Source organism: Propioniciclava soli (assembly GCF_014858005.1).
In the GTDB taxonomy this organism is placed as follows: Bacteria; Actinomycetota; Actinomycetes; order Propionibacteriales; family Propionibacteriaceae; genus Propioniciclava; species Propioniciclava soli.
Genome location: NZ_JACYOT010000005.1, coordinates 47,799 through 68,072 on the forward strand (window position 1 = coordinate 47,799; position 20,274 = coordinate 68,072).

Below are 20,274 nucleotides of genomic sequence, written 5' to 3' on the forward strand. Positions count from 1 at the left end.
GGTTCTGTCGGCCTGGCCACCTACTATCAGAAGAAGCCTGACACAAGCACGAGATCGGACGTAACGCATGGCCCCACGTGGGACGAAGACAGCCTCGCTCGGACTGGAGGACGCCCTCTGGAAGGCAGCCAACCAACTCCGCTCCAACATGGAGTCCTCGGAGTACAAGCACGTCGTGCTGGGGCTGCTGTTCCTGAAGTACGTCTCCGACAGGTTCGAGTTGCACCGCTCTCGGCTGGAGGCGCTGACCAAGGACGAATCCAGCGACTACTTCATGCCGACCGACGAGGCGCGTGAGGCACTCCTGGAGGACCGCGACGAGTACACCGCCGAGGGCGTGTTTTGGGTCCCGGAGGGGCACCGCTGGAGCGACCTCCAGAAGGTCGCCAAGCAGCCCGTCATCGGTGCGCGCATCGACGCCGCCATGGAGGCAATCGAGAAGGAGAACCCCACGCTGAAGGGCGTGCTCCCGAAGAACTTCAACCGTCGCGAACTTTCACCGACCACGCTCGGCGGCTTGATCGACACGTTCTCCCGGGACGATCTCGCCGCAGCCGAGCACGAAGGCATGGATGTGCTCGGGCGGGTCTACGAATACTTCCTGGCCCAGTTCGCCTCAGACGAGGGCAAGAACGGCGGAGAGTTCTACACGCCCCGGTCGGTGGTCTCGCTGCTGGTGGAGATGCTGCGCCCCTACAACGGGCGGGTCTTCGACCCCTGCTGCGGCTCTGGTGGCATGTTCGTCCAAGCCGAACACTTCGTCAGCCATCACGGAGGATCGAAGAACGACATCTCCGTGTTCGGCCAGGAGATGAACCCGACCACGTGGCGGCTGGCCCAGATGAACCTCGCCATCCGTGGCATCGAAGCCAACCTGGGGCCCGAGTGGGGTGACTCGTTCCATGATGACAAGCACCCCGACCTGCGGGCTGACTTCATCATGGCCAACCCACCGTTCAACATCTCTGAGTGGGGTGGGGAGCGGCTGACCGACGACAAGCGGTGGGTCTACGGCACACCGCCTCGCGGGAACGCCAACTACGCCTGGCTCCAGCACATGCTCCACCATCTCTCGCCCACGGGGACGATGGGTGTGGTGCTCGCCAACGGTTCGCTGGTGGTCGACCAGTCCGGTCAGGGTGAGATTCGCAAGCGCATGGTCGAGGACGACGTGGTGGAGTGCATCGTCGCGCTGCCTTCGCAGTTGTTCTACTCCGTACAGATTCCTGTGACCCTGTGGTTCCTGACCAAGGACAAGACGGCCCGGAAGGTGAAGTCCGAGCGCACACAACGTGACCGTCGAGGCGAGGTGCTCTTCATCGACGCCCGCGAGATGGGCCACATGGAGTCGCGCACTCACCGCAATCTGTCGCCCGAGGACGCGGCGAAGATCGCGGACACCTACAACGCCTGGCGAGGTGACCCGGACCTTCAGCCCTACGAGGACGTGCCCGGCTTCTGCGTATCAGCGACGACTCAGCAGGTGTCGGAGGCGGGATATGCGCTGAGCCCGGGGCGGTACGTGGGAACTGAAGCAATCGAGGACGACGGCATCCCAGTCGCGGAGAAGATTGCCCTCCTCACGGAAGAAGTTCGCTCGGGATTCGCCACGCGGGCAGACCTCCAGACTGCTGTGGTTGCGGCGCTTACTTCGCTGGAGGAAGTGGAGTGAGCGCATGGCAGCAGGGACAACTGGGCGACCTATGCCGCTTCGTCGGAGGCCAGGGTTTCTCTCCAGAGTTTCAGGGCAGCCAAGCGGGAGACGTGCCGTTCATCAAGGTGAGCGACATGGAGTTGCCGGGGAACGAAAGGCGCATCACGGCTGCGAACAACTGGGTGACATACGAGGTCGTCTCCACGGCTAGGTTCAAGACTCAGCCAGTCGATTCAATCGTATTTGCAAAGATCGGGGAGGCAATCAAGCGAGAGCGAGTGCGCTTGCTCACCCGCCCAACGATCATCGACAACAACATGATGGCAGCGATCCCTAACCTGAACACCTGCACTCCGGGCTTCCTCTACTATCTGTTCCAGTTCACTCCGTTCTCAAAGGACCACGGAGGCACGTCGTTGCCGTACCTTCGGGCCGGAGACATGGTGAACATCGGAGTTTCATACCCGCCACTCGATGAGCAGCAGCGCATCGCGGGTGTGCTCGGGGCCTTCGATGACCTCATCGAGACGAACCGAAATACGCAGCGCTCGATGGAGGCGCTGGCCCACGCCCTATTCGCTCGTGAGGGTTTCGACGCACTTCCTTCGGGCGACATGGTGAGCCTGGGTGAGGTGATCGAGGTCAATCCGAGGGTGAGCAAGCCGAAGGGCCAAGCGCCCTATGTGGACATGGCCGCGCTGCCCGCTGATTCGGCGCTGCTCGGTCCTGCATCCGCCCGAGAGGCCGCGGGTGGAGCCAAGTTCCACAACGGGGACACCCTGCTGGCTCGCATCACCCCATGCTTGGAGAATGGGAAGACAGCCTTCGTCACGAATCTTCCCGACCAGTCAACAGGTGTGGGTTCCACCGAGTTCATCGTCCTTCGGGGCTCTCGCGATACAGGTTCCTTCTGGCCTTACTGCCTCGCACGGAGTCCACGGTTTCGGGCCTTCGCCATCCAACAGTTGGGTGACGGAACCTCCGGGCGTCAAAGGGTGTCAGCAGGCGCAGTCTCTGAGTACGTGATCCCCGTTCCGGGGCAGAAGCCCCTGCGGCGCTTCAGGGAAGCAGTCGAACCACTCGTTGAAGGCATGATCGCGCTGCACGAGGAAGCGCTTGATCTCACCCGCCAGCGCGACAAACTGCTCCCGCTCCTCATGTCGGGCAAGGTGCGGGTGTCTGATCTGGAGGGAGTCGCCTGATGCAGTTTGCCGAGTCAGACTTGGAGGACTGGGTTCTGGAGATGCTGGCCGAGCAAGGCTGGCAGACCGCCCATGGCCCGGACATCGCACCCGACACGCTCTTGGCCGAACGTGCGGACTACCGAGAGGTGGTGCTCTCCGACCGGCTCCGCAACGCGATCAGCGACCTAAACCCCGACCTGCCCACCGATGCTGTCGAGGATGCCGTGCGGACGGCGTTGCGTCCTGAGTCTGCGGTCATACAGAGCGAGAACTGGCGCGCCTACCAGTTGCTCGTCATGGGCGTCCCCGTGGATTACCGGGACTCAGACGGCACGCCACGGACCGCTCGGGCACGCCTGGTCAACTGGGAGACCCCGACCGCCAATGACCTGCTGGCGGTAAACCAGTTCACGATCCGGGGTCCGAAGAGGGAGCGTCGTCCTGACGTGGTGCTTTTCGTGAACGGGCTGCCGCTGGGTCTGTTCGAGTTGAAGAAGCCTGGCGACGAGAACGCCACGGTGGCCGGGGCCTACAAGCAGGTGCAGACGTACAAGGCCCAGATTCCCGACCTGTTCACGTGGAACCAAGGCATCGTCGTCTCGGACGGGCATCTGGCCCGGATGGGCACGCTCACGGCTCCCCCGAACCACTTCCAAGCATGGAAGACGATCCACGGCTCCGATCTCGCTGGCAAGTACCAGCCTGAGATCGAGGTCGTGATCGCCGGGTACCTGCGCCCCGAAGTCTTCCTGGACTGGGTGCGCTACTTCATCGCCTTCAAGGGCGACGGCGAGAAGGCCATCAAGATCGGCGCGAAGTACCACCAATACTGGGCCGTGACCAAGGCGGTTAACGAGACCGTGGAGGCCATGGAGAACGACGGGCGTGCCGGGATCGTCTGGCACACCCAGGGTTCGGGAAAGTCGTTCGAGATGGCGTGGTACGCGGGCAAGTTGATGCAGCACCCCGCGATGGAGAACCCGACGCTGGTAGTGCTCACTGACCGCAACGACCTCGACAACCAACTCTTCGAGGAGACCTTCGCGGCCACCAAGCCCCGCGCCCCTCTTCCGGAGGCTCCGGTGCAGGCCGACTCGCGCAAGCACCTGAAGGACCTGCTGGTCGGTCGCCAGACGGGCGGGATCATCTTCTCCACGATCCAGAAGTTCGGCCTGACCAAGGACGAGCGCGATGCTGGGAAGCGGTTCCCGCTGCTCTCGGATCGGCTGAACATCGTCGTCATCGTGGACGAGGCCCACCGCTCGAACTACGACTTCATCGACGGCTTCGCACGCAACCTGCGCGACGGCCTGCCCAATGCCACCTACATCGGCTTTACCGGCACCCCCATCGAGGCCAAGGACCGCTCCACCACCGCAGTGTTCGGGGATGTCATCGACACCTACGACCTCACTCAGGCTGTTGAGGATGGGGCCACGGTCAAGGTCCTCTACGAGGCGCGACTGGCCAAGGTACGGCTCCCCGAGAACGCCCTGGACGAGATTGACGACGCCTTCGCCGTGGCCGTGTCCGGCAGTGAGGAGGAGGCTCAGGAGCGCCTGAAGTCCAAGTGGTCCCGGGTGGAGGCCATCGTCGGTGCCGACGACCGGCTCGATGAGTTGGCGCGAGACATCGTGGCCCACTGGGAGGCCCGCAAGCAGGTTATGCCCGAGGCCAAGTGCATGGTCGTGGCCATGTCCAGGCGCATCGCTGTGGCCCTGCACGACAAGTTCCGCGTGCTGCGTCCGGACTGGTACTCCGCAGAGGACGAGCAGGGCCGGATGAAGGTCGTCATGTCTGGCTCTGCCAGTGACGATGAGCACTGGCAGGAGCACCTGCGCTCCAAGGAGGCGACACGGAGGCTGAAGGTCCGCGCCTCCGACCCGGAGGACCCGCTGGACATGCTGATCGTTCGCGACATGTGGCTGACCGGCTTCGACTCCCCGTCCATGACCACGATGTACGTCGACAAGCCCATGGCTGGCGTCTCGCTCATGCAGGCCATCACCCGGGTGAACCGGACGTTCAAGGACAAGCCCGCTGGGCTCATCGTGGACTACATCGGCATCGCTGAGGACTTGAAGACCGCTCTGGGCGACTACACGAAGCGCGATCAGGACAACGAGAACGTCGGAGCCGACATCGAGAAGACGGCCATCCCCGAGATGGTCAAGGAGCACGAGATCGTCTGCTCGATCCTGCACGGCTTCTCGTGGCGTCCGCTTCTGGAGGACACGTCCGCGAAGGCATACATCAACGCCGTCGCAGCGGGCGTCGAGTGGCTACTGGAGCAGGAGCACCACCAAGACCCCACCGAGGGACTGGGCGAGCCCCAGGAGGGCACGCAGAAGCCCCTGACGACCAAGCAGCGGTTCATGGCCCACACCAAGAGGCTGCGGTCCTTCTTCGTGATGGCTCCAGCCTCTCCCCAGGCCACCTCGATCCGCGATGACGTGGCCTACTTCGACGCCGTGCGTGCCGCCATCAGCAAGATCGAGAACGCTGGCCGAGGCGCGGGCGACGCTGACGCAGAACTCGACACCGCCATCCGCCAGATCGTGAGCGAGAGCATGACGGGCATGGGCGTGGTGGACATCTACGCCGAAGCCGGGATCGCCAACCCCGACATCTCCCTCATTGACGAGGGCTTCGTAGAGCAGATCACCAAGTCCAAGCGGCCCAACCTCCAGATGGAGGCCCTTAAGCGCCTGCTCGCGAGCGAGATCAAGGCCATCGCCAAGCGCAACGTCGTCAAGGGACGCGAGTTCTCCGAGATGCTCGGTGACTCACTGCTGCGCTACCAGAACCGCAGCCTCGACACCGCGACCGTGGTGGCCGAACTCGTGCGGCTCGCAAAGGCGCTGAAGGCCGAGCACGACCGAGGTGCCCAGACGGGTCTCAGTGAGGACGAACTGGCCTTCTACGACGCCCTTCGCACCAACGGCTCCGCGCTGGAGGTCATGAAGGACGACACCATGAAGGTCATCGCCCACGAACTCACCGAGATCGTCCGCCGCGATGCCAAGACGGACTGGGCTGTGAAGGAGCAGGTCAGGGCCAAGTTGCGCACCACCATCAAGCGACTGCTTCTGAGGCACGGCTATCCGCCCGACAAGGCTCCCGACGCCACGGAACTGATCCTGAAGCAGGCCGAGGTCCTGGGTGAGAGGCAGGAGGGCTGACATGCGCCTGAAGGAACTCCGATTCGTAGGCTTTCGACGGTTCACAGACCTGACTATCACGGACCTGCCAGACACGGCTCGTTTGATCGTTCTCGCTGGCCCAAACGGCACCGGCAAGTCGTCCATCTTCGACGGATTGAGAACCTGGCAGTTCACTCTCGGATTCAACTACGGGTGGGATGAGACCTACGGGCACAAGAAGGGATCGCCGAAGGTCGATTGGACACAACATGTGCGGGTGGCCTTTCACGGCGACCAGCACCCCAAGCATGGTGATGTTGCTGGACTCATCTACCTTCGCTCAGCATTCCGTCACGATCCAGACTTCTCGCTTGCAAATGTGTCGGTCATGCCCGATCCAACTCAGAATCAACGCACGATGAAGACCATCGACCATGACGCAAGCGTTTCCGAGAACTACCAGCGCCTCATCATGCAGTCCTTGGAGATGGTGTTTGAGGAGAATCCTGAAACGGAGCAGATGCCTCGCAAGGAACTCAGGGACGCCATTTTGGGAGAGGTCCGCAGGTCAATGTCAAACGTGTTCGATGACCTTACGGTCGAGGAGGTGAGCGGTATCGGTAAACCTAGCAGTCCGGCCACTTTCCTGTTCAGCAAGGGACAGTCGAAGCGTTTCCTGTACAAGAACCTTTCCGCAGGAGAGAAGGCGCTGTTTGACCTGATTCTGGACATCGTGATAAAGCGTTCCCACTTCAGCGATTCGGTCTGGTGCATTGACGAACCTGAGGCCCACATCGGAACTCGCGCACAGGCTCGCCTCCTGCGTGAGATGTACCGGCTACTTCCTGTCGGTTCGCAACTGATCCTCGCATCACACAGCATCGGACTAATGAAGGAGGCGGTTCGTATCGGGGCCGAGCGGCCAGGTGCAGTCGTCTTCCTCGACATGGATGGACACGACTTCGATGCGGTGACCGTGATCCGACCCACAGTTCCGGATCGAGCATTCTGGCAACGCTCGCTGGATGTAGCCCTTGATGACCTTGCCGCACTCGTCTCGCCGCGTGAAGTCGTGATGTGTGAGGGCAGACCAGGAGCAAGCAAGGGGAAGAATGCAGATTTCGACGCCAAGTGCTACCGCACGATATTTCATCCGCAGTTCCCCGACACAGACTTTCTTTCTGTCGGAAACAGCGATGATGCCAGCAACGACACACTGGGCTTAGGTGTAGCGCTCCAAACGCTGACTCCTGGAACAGAGATCATTCGCCTCATCGACCGCGATCTTCGAACTGACGAAGAGATTGACCTTGCAGGGAAGCAAGGAGTCCAGGTCTTGTCCAGACGTCACATTGAGTCGTTCCTATATGACGATGAGGTCCTGACGGCGCTGTGCCATCAATATGGAAGATCAGACTTAGTGAGTGAGATCGTCTCGTTAAAGCAAGATGCCATAAAGGCGGCAACGGCCCGAGGCAAGGATGCTGACGACATTAAGGCTGCCGCGGGTGATATTTACAACGGAGTCAGGACCAAACTCAACATCCGTCAACCAGGAAGCAACCAATACGCATTCGCTACCGCGATGCTGGCCCCGCTTATTCGGCCCGGGATGTCCGTCTATGACGAACTAAGGAAGTGCATCTTCGCTTCGTAATCTTCGTACACCTGTGCGCCTACTCTCGCTAGCACCCAGTCACCCAAGGCCGATCCGAGAGGGACCGTCATGAACCAGCCCCGCAAGCCCGACGCCGCCCGTCAGGCTGACCTGGAGCGCCTCGACGCCCAGTTCGCCGCCGAGGACCGCGAGGACCGCCGCAAGGAGGCAGAGCGCCGCCGCAAGGGCCTCCCGGAGCCCAAGCGCGATCTCCGCGCCTTCGAGGGCTTCGCGGACGGTGGAGCGGCTCCGCGCGACTGATCGTCAGCGGTTCGCCTCCCACGACTCTTCCAGCAGCACGCTCGCGATGGCGTACTCGGCGCGGTCCCGGTCGAGGTCGGGGACGAGGTGGGTGAGGTTGTCCGTGGCACGCTCGGCTGCCTCGAAGACGGCGGTGATGATCTGCTGGCTGGTCGCTCTCTTCATGCGCCTGGACTGTAGCCAGGACCAATGACATCCGATAGCGGTTGCGGATCGTCTGCTCTTGCGGCAAACAACCGTTCTTGCTGGCGCACCAGCCGCAGCCCGCCTCTTCTCGCCCTACTCTGCACAAGTCGATGTCGGATGTTGTGCAAGGTAGCAAGAGACGAACGGACCGTGATGCCTCTCGTTCTATCCTGCATATCTCCTAGTTGTCAGTGCATGGTGCCGCGAGACGGGACACAGTCTGTCAGTCCCCACCGGCGCCCCTCCCCCCGCACGGCCACTGGCAGAGCTAGAAGCCCGCCTCCGACCGGCTCGGACCACGGTGGACGCGGTACATCATCGATAGACGTCTGCGCGGTGCTCGATGGCCGCGATCGCCACGCGGGTGTCAATTCGATAGATGACGCGGTAGTCACCGCGGCGTGCGCTGTGCAGACCCTCCAGGTTGATGCGCAGCGCTTTGCCGGCCCGTTGAGGATTGCTGGCCAGAGGTCCGTAGATGAACTCGATGACCGCTGCAGCGACCTTCTCGGGCAGCCGATGCAGGGCACGCCTGGCCGCGGGGGTCCACGAAATCTCATACGTGTCAGCCATCAGCGGCCAAGCGTCGCGAGAAGCTCTTCCTTGCTCATGACCTCGGCCCGGCCTGCGAGCAGCTCGGCAAGACTCTCCCGAACCTGGCCCACCAGCTCAGGACGGCTCATGACCTCGAGCGTCTCCTCCAGCGAAGCCAGATCATCGGTGCTGATCACCACTGCAGCTGGTTTGCCGTGGCGGGTGATCACCACCCGGTCATGCTGGTGCTCAACTTGGTCGACCACCTCGGACAGGTGGTTCTTCACATCCCTGAGTGCCATGGTTGCATCCGCGCTCATGGCTACAAGTGTAGCTACAACGAGGCGTGTCGCCCCATGCTGCTCGTGGTGTTCGGCCCGCCGGCCGTGGGGAAGATGACGGTTGGCCGCGCGCTGGCCGAGTCTGGTCGCTTCCGGCTGTTCCACAACCACATGACGATCGAGCCCCTGCTCGAAACCTTCGGGTTCGAGACGCCGCCGTTCGACACGCTCAACAGCGAGTTCCGGCGGCGGGTCCTGGAGGCCTCTCGCCCTCGTCTCACCGGCCTGTGCAGCCCGTCGCCGAGAGACATCTCCCAGCCCTGGACGTGTCTGCGCTCCCCGAGCCAACACCGGGGTGGTCAGGAAAGACGCCGCTGTCAGAGCCGATTAGAGTGGCTCCCATGACCCGGTTGAGCATGTGGCATGCCCAAGACACGATCGAAGGCCGCAAGATCAGTCGGGCCAAGGGCGTCCTCATCGCGCTGATCGCTGTGACGTCGCTGCTCCCGCTGGTGTTCGTCTCCCCCGACGACGCTCCCCTGCTGGTCAACGTTTACAAGTACGTGGCCAAGACGGGCGCGTTCGTCGGCAGCATGCTGCTCATCTGGCAGTTCATCCTGGGCTTCCGCGGGGCCCTGTCGTCGTTCTTCCCCGATCTCACGTGGATCGTCGAACTCCACAAGACACTCGGGCAGTGGGGCGTCCCGATCATCCTGCTGCATCCCGTGTTCATCGGCCTCTACTACCTCGAGACGCGCGGGCAGAACATCTACGCCCTGGACCTGGGTGACAGCTTCTCCCAGCTCGTGCTGCTCGGCATGGTCACGCTGGCCGTCATCGCGTTCGTCGTCGTGACGAGCGTGTGGTTCCGCGGCCGCCTGGGCTTCTACCCGTGGCTCTACACCCACATGTCGGCCTACGTCGTGCCGCCGTTCCTGTTCATCCACAGCTTCCTGCTCGGCCCGACGATCCAGGGCACCTTCCTGCAGTACTACTGGTGGTTCTTCACCGCCGTCATCGCGGCCCTGTTCGTCTACCGCATCCTGCACAAGCTGGGCCTGTTCAGCGCGCGCTACCGCGTGGCCACCACCCGGACGGTGGCCGACTCCACCACCGAGATCACGATGGACGCCGTGCACCGCCGCATCGTGCCCGCGCCGGGGCAGTTCATCTACCTGCGCCACAACCTGGCGGAAAACTCGCACCCCTACACCGTCTCGACCTACGACGAGGAGCGGAAGCGCCTCGGCATCACCGCCAAGCAGGAGGGCGACCAGACGGCTGCGCTCCAGAAGGCCCAGGAGGGTGACCTCTTCATCATTGACGGCCCGTACGGCGTGTTCACGCGCCCGGCGCGGGAGGCCGCTCTCCCCCTCGTCGTGATCGCCGGCGGCATCGGCATCACGCCGTTTCGCCGCCTCTGGCAGGACGCCGAGCGGCGGCAGAACCGCGAGGTGCACGTCTTCTACGCCAACGAGACGTTCGACGAGATCTCCTACCGCGACGAGCTGGACGCCCTTGAGCACGTCCAGGTCGTCCACGTGTTGAACGACGAGCCGGACTTCGACGGCGAGACCGGTCTGGTGGACGTCGACGTGCTGGAGCGGAACCTGCCCCGGGACATCACGGACTACCAGTACCTGCTCTGCGGTCCCCCGCCGATGATCACCTCGCTGGAGGAGGAACTGCTCGAGGCCGGCGTCCCCGACGACCAGGTGAGCCACGAGCTGTTCGCCACCTGATCGGCACGCAGCATGATCGGCGCGCAGCAGGATCGAGCCCGCCACGCAGCAGGGCCCCGGGACGCGCGTCCCGGGGCCCTGCTGATGTCTGTCGAAAACGACAGGCGAGACCGGTCAGACCTCGTCCTGGCGCACCTCGCGCTCGACGACCTGGTTGTTCACCGGGCCGCCGGCGACACCGCCGGTGCCCTGCACGTCGGTACGCTCGCTGGTGACGCGCGTGCGGGGGCGGTTCACGAGGAGACCCACCACGAGCCAGATCGCCGCAGCGACCATGAGAATGAGGCCGATCATGGCCGTGTCGACGCCCTCGATCATGTCGGACAGGGCGAAGTACAAGATGGCACCGATCACGGCCAGGGTGATCGGGCCGCCGATGTTCGCGACGCGCATGGTTCTTGCCTTTCGGGCTGGAGGTCCCAGCGACCTCCGGTCGGTTCACTGTAACGGGTGGTTGAGCCTTCATCCAGAACGCGCGCGGGTGACACGCCGCCCCCTCAACCCGCGTGAACCAGCTCCCCCCGCAGCCACGTCTGTGCCACGCGCACGTCGCCCAGCTGAGCCGCTGGGAGGGCGAACGGGTCGGCGTCCAGCACCACGAACGAGGCGTCGTAGCCGGGCGCGAGGCGTCCGACGCCCCGCAGCTGCGTGATCTGGGCGGCGCGGCCGGTGTACAGCTCGAGCGCCTCGCCGACGCCGATCGCCTGGGACGGGGTGAACGCCGAGCCGTCCCACGTCCGCCGGTCGACCGCCGCGCGGATGGAGGTGAACGGGTTGTCGCAGTCCACCCAGGTCGTGGCCGGCGAGTCGGACGCCAGCGCGACGGTCGCGCCGGCATCCAGCAGGCGCCGCAGCGGGTAGGCGTGCTCGGCGGCGCTCGGGTTCAGGTTGGCCCGGTAGGACTCCCACTCGGCGAAGAAGAAGATCGTGTGCGTCACGAGCCCGAACCGCATGCGCGCGGCGGCGATCCGCGCGAGCATGGCGGGCGTCACGAGCGTGCAGTGCTCGAACACGATCGAGGGCCGCTCGGCCAGCCACGGCGTGGCGTCGGCGAAGAGGTCCAGCAGGTGCGTGATGCCCCGATCCCCCATCACGTGGATGCGGCACTGGACGCCGTTCGCGCGCGCCCAGTCGGCCGCGGCCCGAAGGTCGTCGTCCGTCGCCGTGGCCAGGCCGTGGTCGTGGCTGCCCGGGTAGCACTCCTCCACCCAGGCCGTCCGGGAGGAGTAGGCCCCGTCCATGAAGACCTTGACCCCGCCGATGCGAATCTGGCCGGTGCGGTCGGCGTCCGTCACCGGGGGCATCGCGTCCGGATCCCACCCGAAGAACACCGCGACCTGCGGCAGGAAGCCGCGCTCCACGGCCAGCCGGTACACCGTCAGCGGATCGTCGACGAACGTCGCGAGCAGGTCGTCGAGCGCCACCAGCCCGAAGCCGAGGAAGTGGTCGTTCAGCGCGACCAACCGGTCCGCCAGGTCGGACGCGGTGGGCGCCGGTTGGTGCCTGGCCACCAGGTCGACCGCCGCGCTCTCGATGAGACGGCCGTCGAGGTGGCCGTCGGCGTCGCGCCCGAGGCGTCCGCCGGCGGGGTCGGGGCTCGCGTCGTCCAGGCCCGCCCGGGCCAGCGCGACCGAGTTCACCAGCGCGTTGTGGCCGTCGGCGCGGCGCAGCAGCACCGGCTGGGTGCTGGTGAGCGCGTCCAGGTCGACGCGCGTGGGCCCGCCGTCGGGGTAGGCGTCCTCGTTGTAGCCGAAACCGGACACCCAGGCGTCCGGCCCCGCGCCCCACCCCGGGTGGGCGCGCAGCGCGGCGAGGACGTCGGCCTTCGACCGGCAGGTCGGGGGCAACAGGTTGGTCGCATCCGCGAGCAGCGCCATGAACAGCGGATGGGTGTGCACGTCGAGCATCCCGGGCAGCACGCGCGCTCCCCCGAGGTCGATCACGTCGTCGGACGCCGCCGCCTCCGCCGGCACGTCCCCGACCGGCCCCACCCAGGTGATGCGTCCGTCCGCCACGGTGAAGGCGCACAGGGCCTCAGGGTCGACCGTCGGGTCGGCCAGGAGTCCGGTGAACAGCCGCGCGTGGGTGAACGTCGTCATGCCCCCATCGTCCCCGGTCGCGCCGGCTCAGGCCAACCACCGCTGCACGAACGAGGGGGCTCGACGCCGAGGTCCTTCCACACGAACCCGGGGACCCGGCCGAAGAAGCCGCGGGCGAACGACAGCCAGGCCTCGACCGTGGCGACGTCGCCGTCGTGCTCGACCTCGAACCGGTCGCCGATCACCTGGAACGCCGCGGGCCGTCGTCGCTGCAGGTACTCCATCTGGCGGGGGTGGAACACGGCGCTCGCGAACCGGCCGTCCGCGCAGCGCACGGTGAACTCGCGGTTGAAGTCCTCCGACTCGAACCGGACGCGACCCCGCCCCCAGTCGCCGCGGGTGTTCACCGTGAGATCGACGAAGGGGAAGCCGAGCACCAGCTCGCACAGGTGTTCCTCGTGGTCGTCGACGACCGTGCGGGTCTGCATCTTGCCGTCGGGGCCGGTCTCGGTGACGGTCCGCCTGGTCCGCCACGTGTGTCGCAGGGCGATGGCCCCGAGCTCCGGGTCGGGGGCGATGACGACGTCGTGCGCCTCGTGGTCGAAGCCGCCCCCGGTGGCACGCACCGCGGCCAGCTTGGCGTCGTCGCGGGCCCGGTAGATCCAGCTCGGGTGGTCGGTGAAGCTCAGCTCGCGGGGCACCGGAGGCCCGGTGAAACCGCCGCCCCCCGCGGCACCCGGCGTGGCCTCCACCAGCGCGGCAGCCGCCCGGCCGAGCTGGGGCACGAACGCGGCCAGGGCGTCCGCGTCGCGGGGGCACCCGAGACCCACGAGCGCCGCGCCGTCCACGCTGAGGGCGGCACCGCGCTCGGCGGTCAGCGCCGCGAGGGTCGGCGCCAGGATGGGCAGCGCGACGCTCGCCCACGCCGGATCGGACGCCCACGCCGCCCGACCCGCGGGTGCGGGGACGGGGGCGCCGGCGAGGCGGCTGGGGAGCGCGTCCGGCGAGCCGACGACCAGCGGCGGCAGCGAGCGCGGCAGCGCCACGATGACGGCGTACCCGGTGACCCGCTCCCGGTCGGTCTCGTAGGCCACCGCCGTGAACGCCACCCCCTCGACCGTGCCGCGCACCACCTCGCCCACGCGGCGGCCGAGGTCGCGACCGAAGGGCGGATGGTTGAGCCCGAAGACGGGCTGCTCACCAGGGTTGCGCTCGAACGTCCACCCACGGCCGGTGAACTGGCGGGCATGGGCGATGCGCAGGCCACCCCAGATCGCCGCGCCGGCCGCGCCCAGCCCCAACGCGGCCCACAGCACCATGATCGGGTCCACGGCCCGCCTTCCCCTCGGTTGACCCCATCATGCCCCGTCGGCGTCCGCGTAGGGTCAAGGACATGGCCACGTTCCTGTTCGCCACCACGCCGGTGCCCGCGCACACGTGGAACGCCCAGACGTTCGCCGCCGGGCTGACCGCCGCCGGCCACCGCGTCGTCTGGTACGCCGGGGACGCCTTCGCCCGCGACGTCGCCCGCACCGGCGCGGAGTTCCGGCCCTTCCGGCGCGCCACCCAGCCGACGACCCGGGGCCTCGACCAGCTCAACACACCCCTGGACGTGCTCGACGCCTTCCGCTCCTACTTCATCGGCGACGCCGCGGCGCGGGCGTCCGACCTGACGTCCCTCATCCACTCCGAACGCCCCGACGCCCTGTTCACCGAGAGCCTGTGCTTCGGCGCCGGCCTGGCCGCCGAGGCCGCCGGGCTGCCGTGGGCGTCCTTCGGGGACGGCCCGCTGATGTACGCCGAGGCCGACACCCCGCCGTTCGGTTCCGGCCTGCCCTTTCGCACGGAACCCCGCCACCTGCGGCGCAACCGCGTCGTGTCCGGCGTGGTCCGTCGGGGCATGCGACCCGCCCGGCGCTCCTACGACCGCGCGAGGGCGGACGCCGGCCTGCCGCCCCAGCGTGGCCCGGTGCTCCAGGCCAACCAGTCACCGCACCTGCACCTCCACGCGGCGGTGCCCGGATTCGAGTACCCGCGGGCGCACCTGCCGGCGCACGTCCACTTCATCGGAGCCATCCAGCCGTTCCGGCCCGAGCCGTTCGAGCCGCCGCCCGGTTGGGCGGAGCTGGTCGCCGGTCGGCGTCGGTTGGCCGTGATCACCCAGGGGACGCTGCGCGACGACCCGCGCGAGCTGATCCGCCCCGCGCTTCGGGCGCTCGCGCGGCTGGACGTCGACGTCCTGGTGCTCACCTCCCGCCCGTCGGAGGCCCCGCCGGGCGTGACCGCCGCCTACGTGCCCTACGAGCAGGCCCTGCCCCATGCCTCCGTGCTCCTGACCAACGGCGGTTTCACCGGGGTGACGATGGCTCTCGCGCACGGCGTCCCCGTCGTGCAGGCGGGTGTCACGGAGGAGAAGTCCGACATCGGGGCGCGTGTCGCCTGGTCGGGCGCCGGCGTCCGGTTGGGAACCTCGCGCCCGAGTGCGCGCGCGGTGAGGCGGGCGGTGCGCCGGGTGCTCGAGGACCCGCAGTACGCCACACGCGCCGCGGTTCTGCAGGAGGAGTTTGCGCGGTACGACTCGGGGCAGCTCGCGATCACGCTGTTGGAGGATCTGATCCGGTGAAGTACGTCCTGGTGAGCGTCGGCACGCGCGGCGACCTGCAGCCGTTCCTGGCCCTGGGCCGGCGGCTCGCGGCCCGGGGGGACGACGTGACGGTGACGGCGTTCGCGTCCCACCGCGCCCTGGTGACCGACGCCGGGTTGCGCCACGCGCCCCTGCCCGGCACCCCGGAGGGCACCCTGTGGCCCCGGGGACGCGCCGCGCTGCGGCTCGCGCTGTCGCAGCCGCTGGCGCTGTACGTCGCCCAGCGGACGGCCCTGCGTCGCGCCGCCCCGGGGCTGGCCCGGGCCCTCGCCGCGGCCGTGACGCCGGACGCGGTGGTCGTGGCCGGCACGGTGGGGGCGGGCGTTGCGGCCCTGCTGCAGCGCGACGGCCACCCCGCCGCGCTGGCGCTGTTCGCACCCCTGCTGCCCGCCGGTGACCACCGGGCCACCCTCATGGCGGCCGGACGCCTCGGCGACGGCCCGGCCAACCGGGCGCTCAGCGGGCTGCTGTGGGGCATGTCGAGCGGCTTCACGAGCGCCCTGGCCGGTGAATTCGCCCGGGTCACCGGGCGGCGACCCCCCGGCCCCGCGCGCGTGGCGCTGGCGTCCCTGCCCGTGCTGATGGCGACCAGCCCGGCGGTGTGCCCGCCGGCCGCTGAGTGGCCGGGCCGGGTGATTCAGACGGGGTTCTGGGCCGCGGCGCCGGACGCCCGGGTGCGCGACGGCGCGGGAACCCGCCCGCTGCTCGTGACCTTCGGCAGCAGCCCGGGCACCGACGTCGCCCGCGAGGGCGAGCTGGTGGTGGCCGCGGCCGACCGCGCCGGCGTCGACGTGCTGTGGCAGCACCCCGGCGCGTCGACCGGCCCACGATCCGACCGGGTTCGGGTGATCGGCGCGGCCGACCATGCCGACGTCGTGGGTCGGGTGCGCGCGGTCGTGCACCACGGCGGCGCGGGCACCACCGCGACCATGCTGACCGCGGGACTCCCCACGTTCGTGACGCCCCTGCTGGGAGACCAGCCGTACTACGGCGCGCGGGTTCGGGCGCTGGGGGCCGGGCCGCGACCGGTGCCGCTCGGACGCCTCGGGGTCCGCTCGCTGGCGCGGGGTCTCCAGCGCTTGGCCGCGGGTGGCCACGACGCCGCGGCGGCCGCGCTCGGGCGCCAGCTCCGGGCCGAGGACGGCGTCGGCCGCGCGGTGGACGCGCTGGACCGGCTGGTCAGCCGGCACTGACACCACGTGGCTCAGCGGAAGCGGCGCCCCTCGTCGCGGCGTTGGGCCGCGACGGCGAACGCGCCGGTCGCGACCAGCCAGACCAGCCAGACCAGCGGCGTCCACCACGCCACGGTGCCGTCGGTGAGGACGGCCACGGTCGCGTCCCGGGCGGCACGCGCGGGCGTGAGCAGGGAGACGGTGTCGAGCCAGCCCGGCAGCAGGCCGGGTGGGAAGATCAGCCCGCCGACGAGCGCGAGCGGAAACACGACCACCTGGGCCAGTGCCAGGGCGGTGCGCGGCGCGACCGAGAACGCGATGCCGACGGCCAGGGCCAGGAACGGCAGCCCGCCCACCAGGGTCGTCACCCCCGCGGCCGGAATCCGCCACCAGCCGAGTTCACCGGCCCAGAACGGCTGCCCCGCGGTGGAGAGCGTGAACGCCGCGAGCCCGAGCGGCACCAGGCTGGCGGCGACGAGCACCACGGCGACCACGAAGCGGGCCCCGACGGCCGCGGAGGCGGGCACGGGCAGCGTCCGGACGTACTGGCTCCAGGGGTTGGCGCGCTCCTCGGCCACCGCGATCCCGTAGCCGAACACGAACCCGGAGAGGGCCCCCAGCACCGCGAGTTGGCCCGTGGCCACCAGCGACTGCAGCGGATCGGCCGCGATCGCGCGCTGCGGCACGATGAACAACACGAAGGCCGCCACGGGGTAGAGCGTGTTGGCGATGAGAGCGGCGGGGACGCGGCCGAGCTCGCGCAGGTGCGCGGCGGTGTGCGCGGCCACGAGGGTGAGCGGGCTCACGCCCTCGGGTGCGACCTCCGTCGTGGGGGGAGGCGAGCTCACGGCTCCTCCGCTCCGAGGGTGGCCACCACGTCGGTCAGGCTCGCCCGGTTGATCTGCAGGTGCGCGAAGTCCACCCCGGCGCGGACGAGCGCGCGGACGGTTTCGTCGGCGTCCGAGGTGACGAGCTCGACCCGCCCGCGGCCCGTCGCCCCCGCATGGCGGACGGCGGCCAGGTCACCGAGCCGCTCGGGCCGCACGGGGGTGTCGAGGGTGACGGTGGCGGTGCCGTAGCGCTGCTTCAACGCCGCGATGGGCCCGCGTTCGGCGACCGTGCCGCGTCGCAGCACGATCGCCGTGCGGCACAGACGCTCGGCCTCCTCGACGTGGTGGCTCGTGAGCAGCATCGCCCCGCCCGCGGCGTGATGATCGGCCAGGCGCTGCCACAGCGCCTCGCGGGACTCGGCGTCCATGCCCGTGGTGGGCTCGTCGAGCACCAACAGGCGCGGACGCCCCACCAGCGCGAGGGCCACCATGACACGGCGGCGCTGACCACCCGACAGGGCGCCACAGAACGTGCGGCGGGCACCGGCGAGATCGATGCCGTCCAGGAGTTCGGCGGTGGGCACGGGGTCGCGGTGGTGGCGGGCCACCAGCTCCACCACCTCACCGACCCGCAGCATCTCCGGCAGCGCGTTCGCCTGCGGCACCACCCCGAGCCACCGGCGGGCACCGGCCTGGCGCGGGTCGCGTCCGAACAGGCGGATGTCTCCCTGTGTGGGCCGGCGCAGTCCGCAGGCCAACGCCACCAGAGTCGACTTGCCGGCGCCGTTCGGGCCGAGCAGGGCGACCGACTCCCCCGGCGTGATCGTCAGCGAGGCGTCCCGCACCGCCCAGTGATCGCCGAAGCGGCGGCCCACCCCGTCCAGCTGCAGCGGCGCGTCGGCGCGCGCGGCACCCTGCATGGGCGTGCTCCTCTCATCCGGCCGGCGTGGCCACGGTACCTGTCGGGGCCACGCGGGTGCGTCCTGACCCGTTCAGCGGGGGTGGTGACGTCTGGCGCCGAAGCGCCCGAGGCGGCGCTCCACCCGAAACGCCACCGCAAACTGAACTTCGAAAAACTCGCGTGATGATGACATTGAAGAGGTGGGGGGGCCGCCCATAGTTTTGGCTCCATGCACGACGACGCCCAGAGCCCCCCGCCGCAAGGACATCACCATGTGATGCTCCTGGTCGTCGCCGTGGTGATCGCCCTGGTCGGACTGGGAAGCATGGCCTCCGGGAGCGCCCAGGGAATGCTGCTGCTCGTGGCCGGCGTCACGCTGTTCGTGCTGCACCGCTCGTTCGTCGAGCCTCCCGTCGCGCCGTCGTCGTGACCTTGGGGTGACTCCGTGCCGCCGAATCCCCCCTCGGCGGCACGGTGTCAGCTCAAGGACGGTGTCCTTTCGAGGACGACTTCGCTCCCCTGCCGCAGCGCTGCTCCCCTGCCGTAGCGCTGCTCCCCCGGCAAACCACTTCGCTCCCCGGCCATAGCGGCGCTCTCGTGGCAAGGAGAGCGCCGCCTCGCGCGGGGAGCGAGGTGGTTTCGGCGGACGCCCCACGGGCCGCAGGGACGCCACCGCCACAGGGACGCCACCGCCACAGGGACGGAGTCCCCACCTCAGCAGGGTCACTGCTGCAGCGCGGCCTCGACCTCCGTGCGCAGCGACGCGACGGCGTCGGCGATGGAGGCCCGCTCGAAGAGCACGTCCTGGCTCTTGCGCAGCAGGATCTGCTGGAAGGTACTGCCACCGACCGGGGTGATGCCGCCGGCGTCCTCCACCTCCGGCTCGATCGAGCTCAGGAACTCGGCCACCTTGGCGTCCGAGGCCGGCAGGTCGGGGGCGATGGCCTCGCGCGCCGCCAGGTTCGGCGGCAGGCCCCGCTCGGCGGTGAGGATCTGGGCGCACTCGGTCGAGTTCGCCAACCAGTCGATGAACGCGGCCACCGCGGCTGGGTTCGAGGTCCGCGAGGACGCCGACCAGTACATCGACGCCTTGTACCAGAGCCACCCCTCCGACGACCCGTCCACGCTCGGGGGCCGCAACAGGGCCATGTCGACCCCGGAGGCGTTGTCGAGGGCCTTGATCTGGTTGGACCACAGGTACGTCATCGCCACGTTGCCGGTCGCGATGGCGGTCTGGTCCAACGGCTTGGCGTCCTCCTCAGCCAGCTCGGCCGGCGACTGGATCGACCCGGCCGCCTGCATGTCCAGGAGCATCTGCCAGAAGTCCTCCAGCATCGCGGGCTCCCAGCCCATCTGCCCGTCGGCGGTCCACTGCTGTCCGCCACGCTGGCGGGCGTAGGCCTTGAACAGGCCGTCCTGGCTGAACAGGTTGCCCGCGCCGTAGACCCCCGATCGCCCGATGCCCTGGGTGAGTTGCTCCGACAGCGCCATGAACTCCTCCCACGTCCAGGTGGTGTCGTCCGGCAGGGCGACGCCGGCCTCGGCGAACAGCGTGGGGTTCGCCACCAGCACGGGGGCGTTGACGCCCGCGTTGATCCCGAACAGGCCGCTCTCGAGGCGTCCGGTGTCCGCCGTGCCGGGAGCGAAGCCCGACACGTCCACGCCGGCGCCCTCCAGATCGAGCAGGCCGCCGCGCTGGCCGTACTCGGCAAGGTACTTCTCGTCCATCTGGATGATGTCGGGGGCGTCGCTGGCCGCGAACTGGGTGGCCAGCTTGTCCCAGTAACCACTCCACTCGCCCGGCTCGGGCGCGATGCTGACCCCGCTGTGGGCCGCCTGGTAGGCCGCGATGGCCTCGTTGGTCAGCTGGTTGCGGGTGTCGTTGCCCCACCAGCAGAAGCGCAGCGATGCGCTCTCGGGGTCCCCGCCTGTGGTGGCCGCGCCACCCTGCCCACAGCCCGCGAGTGCGAGGGCAGCGCCCGCGCCCGCACCCAGACCAAGGAACGTTCGCCTGTCCATGTGTTTCTCCTCGTTGATGGTCCACGT

The 20,274-nt window shown here is 68.2% G+C and carries 19 protein-coding genes; 10 read left to right on the forward strand and 9 right to left on the reverse strand.

Annotation, left to right across the window (positions count from 1 at the left end):
• The first annotated feature begins 67 nt into the window (after window positions 1–67).
• The 5 genes from IFY26_RS05340 to IFY26_RS05360 all read left to right on the forward strand — a co-directional run bounded on the left by IFY26_RS05340 (window position 68) and on the right by IFY26_RS05360 (window position 7,899).
• Entirely contained in the window at window positions 68–1,672 is a 1,605-nt protein-coding gene (locus IFY26_RS05340) for a class I SAM-dependent DNA methyltransferase (protein WP_232547972.1), read from the forward strand.
• Window positions 1,669–2,856, forward strand: coding sequence for a restriction endonuclease subunit S (locus tag IFY26_RS05345; protein ID WP_232547973.1), 1,188 nt, complete (start codon window positions 1,669–1,671; stop codon window positions 2,854–2,856). Before IFY26_RS05340 ends, IFY26_RS05345 begins: the two co-directional genes overlap by 4 nt.
• Window positions 2,856–6,020, forward strand: a complete 3,165-nt coding sequence (locus IFY26_RS05350; protein ID WP_232547974.1) for a type I restriction endonuclease subunit R — start codon at window positions 2,856–2,858, stop codon at window positions 6,018–6,020. The genes IFY26_RS05345 and IFY26_RS05350 overlap by 1 nt, the downstream gene beginning before the upstream one ends.
• A gap of 1 nt (window position 6,021) precedes the next feature.
• Window positions 6,022–7,638, forward strand: a complete 1,617-nt coding sequence (locus IFY26_RS05355; RefSeq protein WP_232547975.1) for an AAA family ATPase — start codon at window positions 6,022–6,024, stop codon at window positions 7,636–7,638.
• A gap of 69 nt (window positions 7,639–7,707) precedes the next feature.
• Window positions 7,708–7,899 (forward strand): hypothetical protein, encoded by a 192-nt coding sequence (locus IFY26_RS05360; RefSeq protein ID WP_232547976.1) that lies wholly within the window; start codon window positions 7,708–7,710, stop codon window positions 7,897–7,899.
• A 3-nt stretch (window positions 7,900–7,902) separates the two neighbouring features.
• Here IFY26_RS05360 and IFY26_RS05365 read toward each other — a convergent pair whose 3' ends face one another.
• From IFY26_RS05365 to IFY26_RS05375, 3 genes are all read right to left on the reverse strand, one after another.
• Window positions 7,903–8,064, reverse strand: coding sequence for a hypothetical protein (locus tag IFY26_RS05365; RefSeq protein WP_232547977.1), 162 nt, complete (start codon window positions 8,062–8,064; stop codon window positions 7,903–7,905).
• A gap of 336 nt (window positions 8,065–8,400) precedes the next feature.
• On the reverse strand, window positions 8,401–8,658 hold the full coding sequence (locus IFY26_RS05370) for a type II toxin-antitoxin system RelE family toxin (RefSeq protein WP_269779157.1): 258 nt from the start codon (window positions 8,656–8,658) through the stop codon (window positions 8,401–8,403).
• On the reverse strand, window positions 8,658–8,939 hold the full coding sequence (locus tag IFY26_RS05375) for a type II toxin-antitoxin system Phd/YefM family antitoxin (protein WP_232547978.1): 282 nt from the start codon (window positions 8,937–8,939) through the stop codon (window positions 8,658–8,660). Before IFY26_RS05375 ends, IFY26_RS05370 begins: the two co-directional genes overlap by 1 nt.
• A 36-nt stretch (window positions 8,940–8,975) precedes the next feature.
• On the opposite strand from IFY26_RS05375, the gene IFY26_RS05380 reads away from it, so the two are divergent.
• Entirely contained in the window at window positions 8,976–9,305 is a 330-nt protein-coding gene (locus tag IFY26_RS05380) for an AAA family ATPase (RefSeq protein ID WP_232547979.1), read from the forward strand.
• Entirely contained in the window at window positions 9,302–10,642 is a 1,341-nt protein-coding gene (locus tag IFY26_RS05385) for a ferredoxin reductase family protein (protein WP_232547980.1), read from the forward strand. The genes IFY26_RS05380 and IFY26_RS05385 overlap by 4 nt, the downstream gene beginning before the upstream one ends.
• A gap of 114 nt (window positions 10,643–10,756) precedes the next feature.
• On the opposite strand, the gene IFY26_RS05390 is transcribed toward IFY26_RS05385, so the two are convergent.
• The 3 genes from IFY26_RS05390 to IFY26_RS05400 form a co-directional block, all read right to left on the reverse strand.
• Window positions 10,757–11,035, reverse strand: a complete 279-nt coding sequence (locus IFY26_RS05390; protein ID WP_232547981.1) for a DUF6458 family protein — start codon at window positions 11,033–11,035, stop codon at window positions 10,757–10,759.
• A gap of 104 nt (window positions 11,036–11,139) precedes the next feature.
• Complete coding sequence (locus tag IFY26_RS05395) at window positions 11,140–12,741, reverse strand: amidohydrolase (protein ID WP_232547982.1); 1,602 nt, start codon at window positions 12,739–12,741, stop codon at window positions 11,140–11,142.
• On the reverse strand, window positions 12,738–14,012 hold the full coding sequence (locus tag IFY26_RS05400) for a type 2 periplasmic-binding domain-containing protein (RefSeq protein WP_232547983.1): 1,275 nt from the start codon (window positions 14,010–14,012) through the stop codon (window positions 12,738–12,740). Before IFY26_RS05400 ends, IFY26_RS05395 begins: the two co-directional genes overlap by 4 nt.
• A gap of 62 nt (window positions 14,013–14,074) precedes the next feature.
• On the opposite strand from IFY26_RS05400, the gene IFY26_RS05405 reads away from it, so the two are divergent.
• Window positions 14,075–15,304, forward strand: coding sequence for a glycosyltransferase (locus IFY26_RS05405; RefSeq protein WP_232547984.1), 1,230 nt, complete (start codon window positions 14,075–14,077; stop codon window positions 15,302–15,304).
• Entirely contained in the window at window positions 15,301–16,518 is a 1,218-nt protein-coding gene (locus IFY26_RS05410) for a glycosyltransferase (RefSeq protein ID WP_232547985.1), read from the forward strand. Before IFY26_RS05405 ends, IFY26_RS05410 begins: the two co-directional genes overlap by 4 nt.
• An 11-nt stretch (window positions 16,519–16,529) precedes the next feature.
• On the opposite strand, the gene IFY26_RS05415 is transcribed toward IFY26_RS05410, so the two are convergent.
• Window positions 16,530–17,345, reverse strand: a complete 816-nt coding sequence (locus IFY26_RS05415; RefSeq protein WP_232547986.1) for an ABC transporter permease — start codon at window positions 17,343–17,345, stop codon at window positions 16,530–16,532.
• Window positions 17,342–18,247, reverse strand: coding sequence for an ABC transporter ATP-binding protein (locus IFY26_RS05420; RefSeq protein WP_232547987.1), 906 nt, complete (start codon window positions 18,245–18,247; stop codon window positions 17,342–17,344). The genes IFY26_RS05415 and IFY26_RS05420 overlap by 4 nt, the downstream gene beginning before the upstream one ends.
• Window positions 18,248–18,457: 210 nt before the next feature.
• Here IFY26_RS05420 and IFY26_RS05425 point away from each other — a divergent pair, with 210 nt between their 5' ends.
• Window positions 18,458–18,658 (forward strand): hypothetical protein, encoded by a 201-nt coding sequence (locus IFY26_RS05425; protein WP_232547988.1) that lies wholly within the window; start codon window positions 18,458–18,460, stop codon window positions 18,656–18,658.
• Window positions 18,659–18,951: 293 nt separating this feature from the next.
• Here IFY26_RS05425 and IFY26_RS05430 read toward each other — a convergent pair whose 3' ends face one another.
• The gene (locus IFY26_RS05430) at window positions 18,952–20,247 is read right to left on the reverse strand and encodes an ABC transporter substrate-binding protein (protein ID WP_232547989.1); all 1,296 of its coding nucleotides are present in this window, start codon (window positions 20,245–20,247) and stop codon (window positions 18,952–18,954) included.
• Window positions 20,248–20,274 lie beyond the last annotated feature (27 nt).

Coding starts and splice junctions, on each gene's coding strand:
- IFY26_RS05355 (WP_232547975.1), top strand. CDS start 6,022: ATGCGCCTGAAGGAACTCCGATTCGTAGGCTTTCGACGGTTCACAGAC.
- IFY26_RS05370 (WP_269779157.1), bottom strand. CDS start 8,658: ATGGCTGACACGTATGAGATTTCGTGGACCCCCGCGGCCAGGCGTGCC.
- IFY26_RS05430 (WP_232547989.1), bottom strand. CDS start 20,247: ATGGACAGGCGAACGTTCCTTGGTCTGGGTGCGGGCGCGGGCGCTGCC.
- IFY26_RS05365 (WP_232547977.1), bottom strand. CDS start 8,064: ATGAAGAGAGCGACCAGCCAGCAGATCATCACCGCCGTCTTCGAGGCA.
- IFY26_RS05390 (WP_232547981.1), bottom strand. CDS start 11,035: ATGCGCGTCGCGAACATCGGCGGCCCGATCACCCTGGCCGTGATCGGT.
- IFY26_RS05420 (WP_232547987.1), bottom strand. CDS start 18,247: ATGCAGGGTGCCGCGCGCGCCGACGCGCCGCTGCAGCTGGACGGGGTG.
- IFY26_RS05395 (WP_232547982.1), bottom strand. CDS start 12,741: ATGACGACGTTCACCCACGCGCGGCTGTTCACCGGACTCCTGGCCGAC.
- IFY26_RS05375 (WP_232547978.1), bottom strand. CDS start 8,939: ATGAGCGCGGATGCAACCATGGCACTCAGGGATGTGAAGAACCACCTG.
- IFY26_RS05340 (WP_232547972.1), top strand. CDS start 68: ATGGCCCCACGTGGGACGAAGACAGCCTCGCTCGGACTGGAGGACGCC.
- IFY26_RS05360 (WP_232547976.1), top strand. CDS start 7,708: ATGAACCAGCCCCGCAAGCCCGACGCCGCCCGTCAGGCTGACCTGGAG.
- IFY26_RS05385 (WP_232547980.1), top strand. CDS start 9,302: ATGACCCGGTTGAGCATGTGGCATGCCCAAGACACGATCGAAGGCCGC.
- IFY26_RS05350 (WP_232547974.1), top strand. CDS start 2,856: ATGCAGTTTGCCGAGTCAGACTTGGAGGACTGGGTTCTGGAGATGCTG.
- IFY26_RS05405 (WP_232547984.1), top strand. CDS start 14,075: ATGGCCACGTTCCTGTTCGCCACCACGCCGGTGCCCGCGCACACGTGG.
- IFY26_RS05425 (WP_232547988.1), top strand. CDS start 18,458: ATGCACGACGACGCCCAGAGCCCCCCGCCGCAAGGACATCACCATGTG.
- IFY26_RS05380 (WP_232547979.1), top strand. CDS start 8,976: ATGCTGCTCGTGGTGTTCGGCCCGCCGGCCGTGGGGAAGATGACGGTT.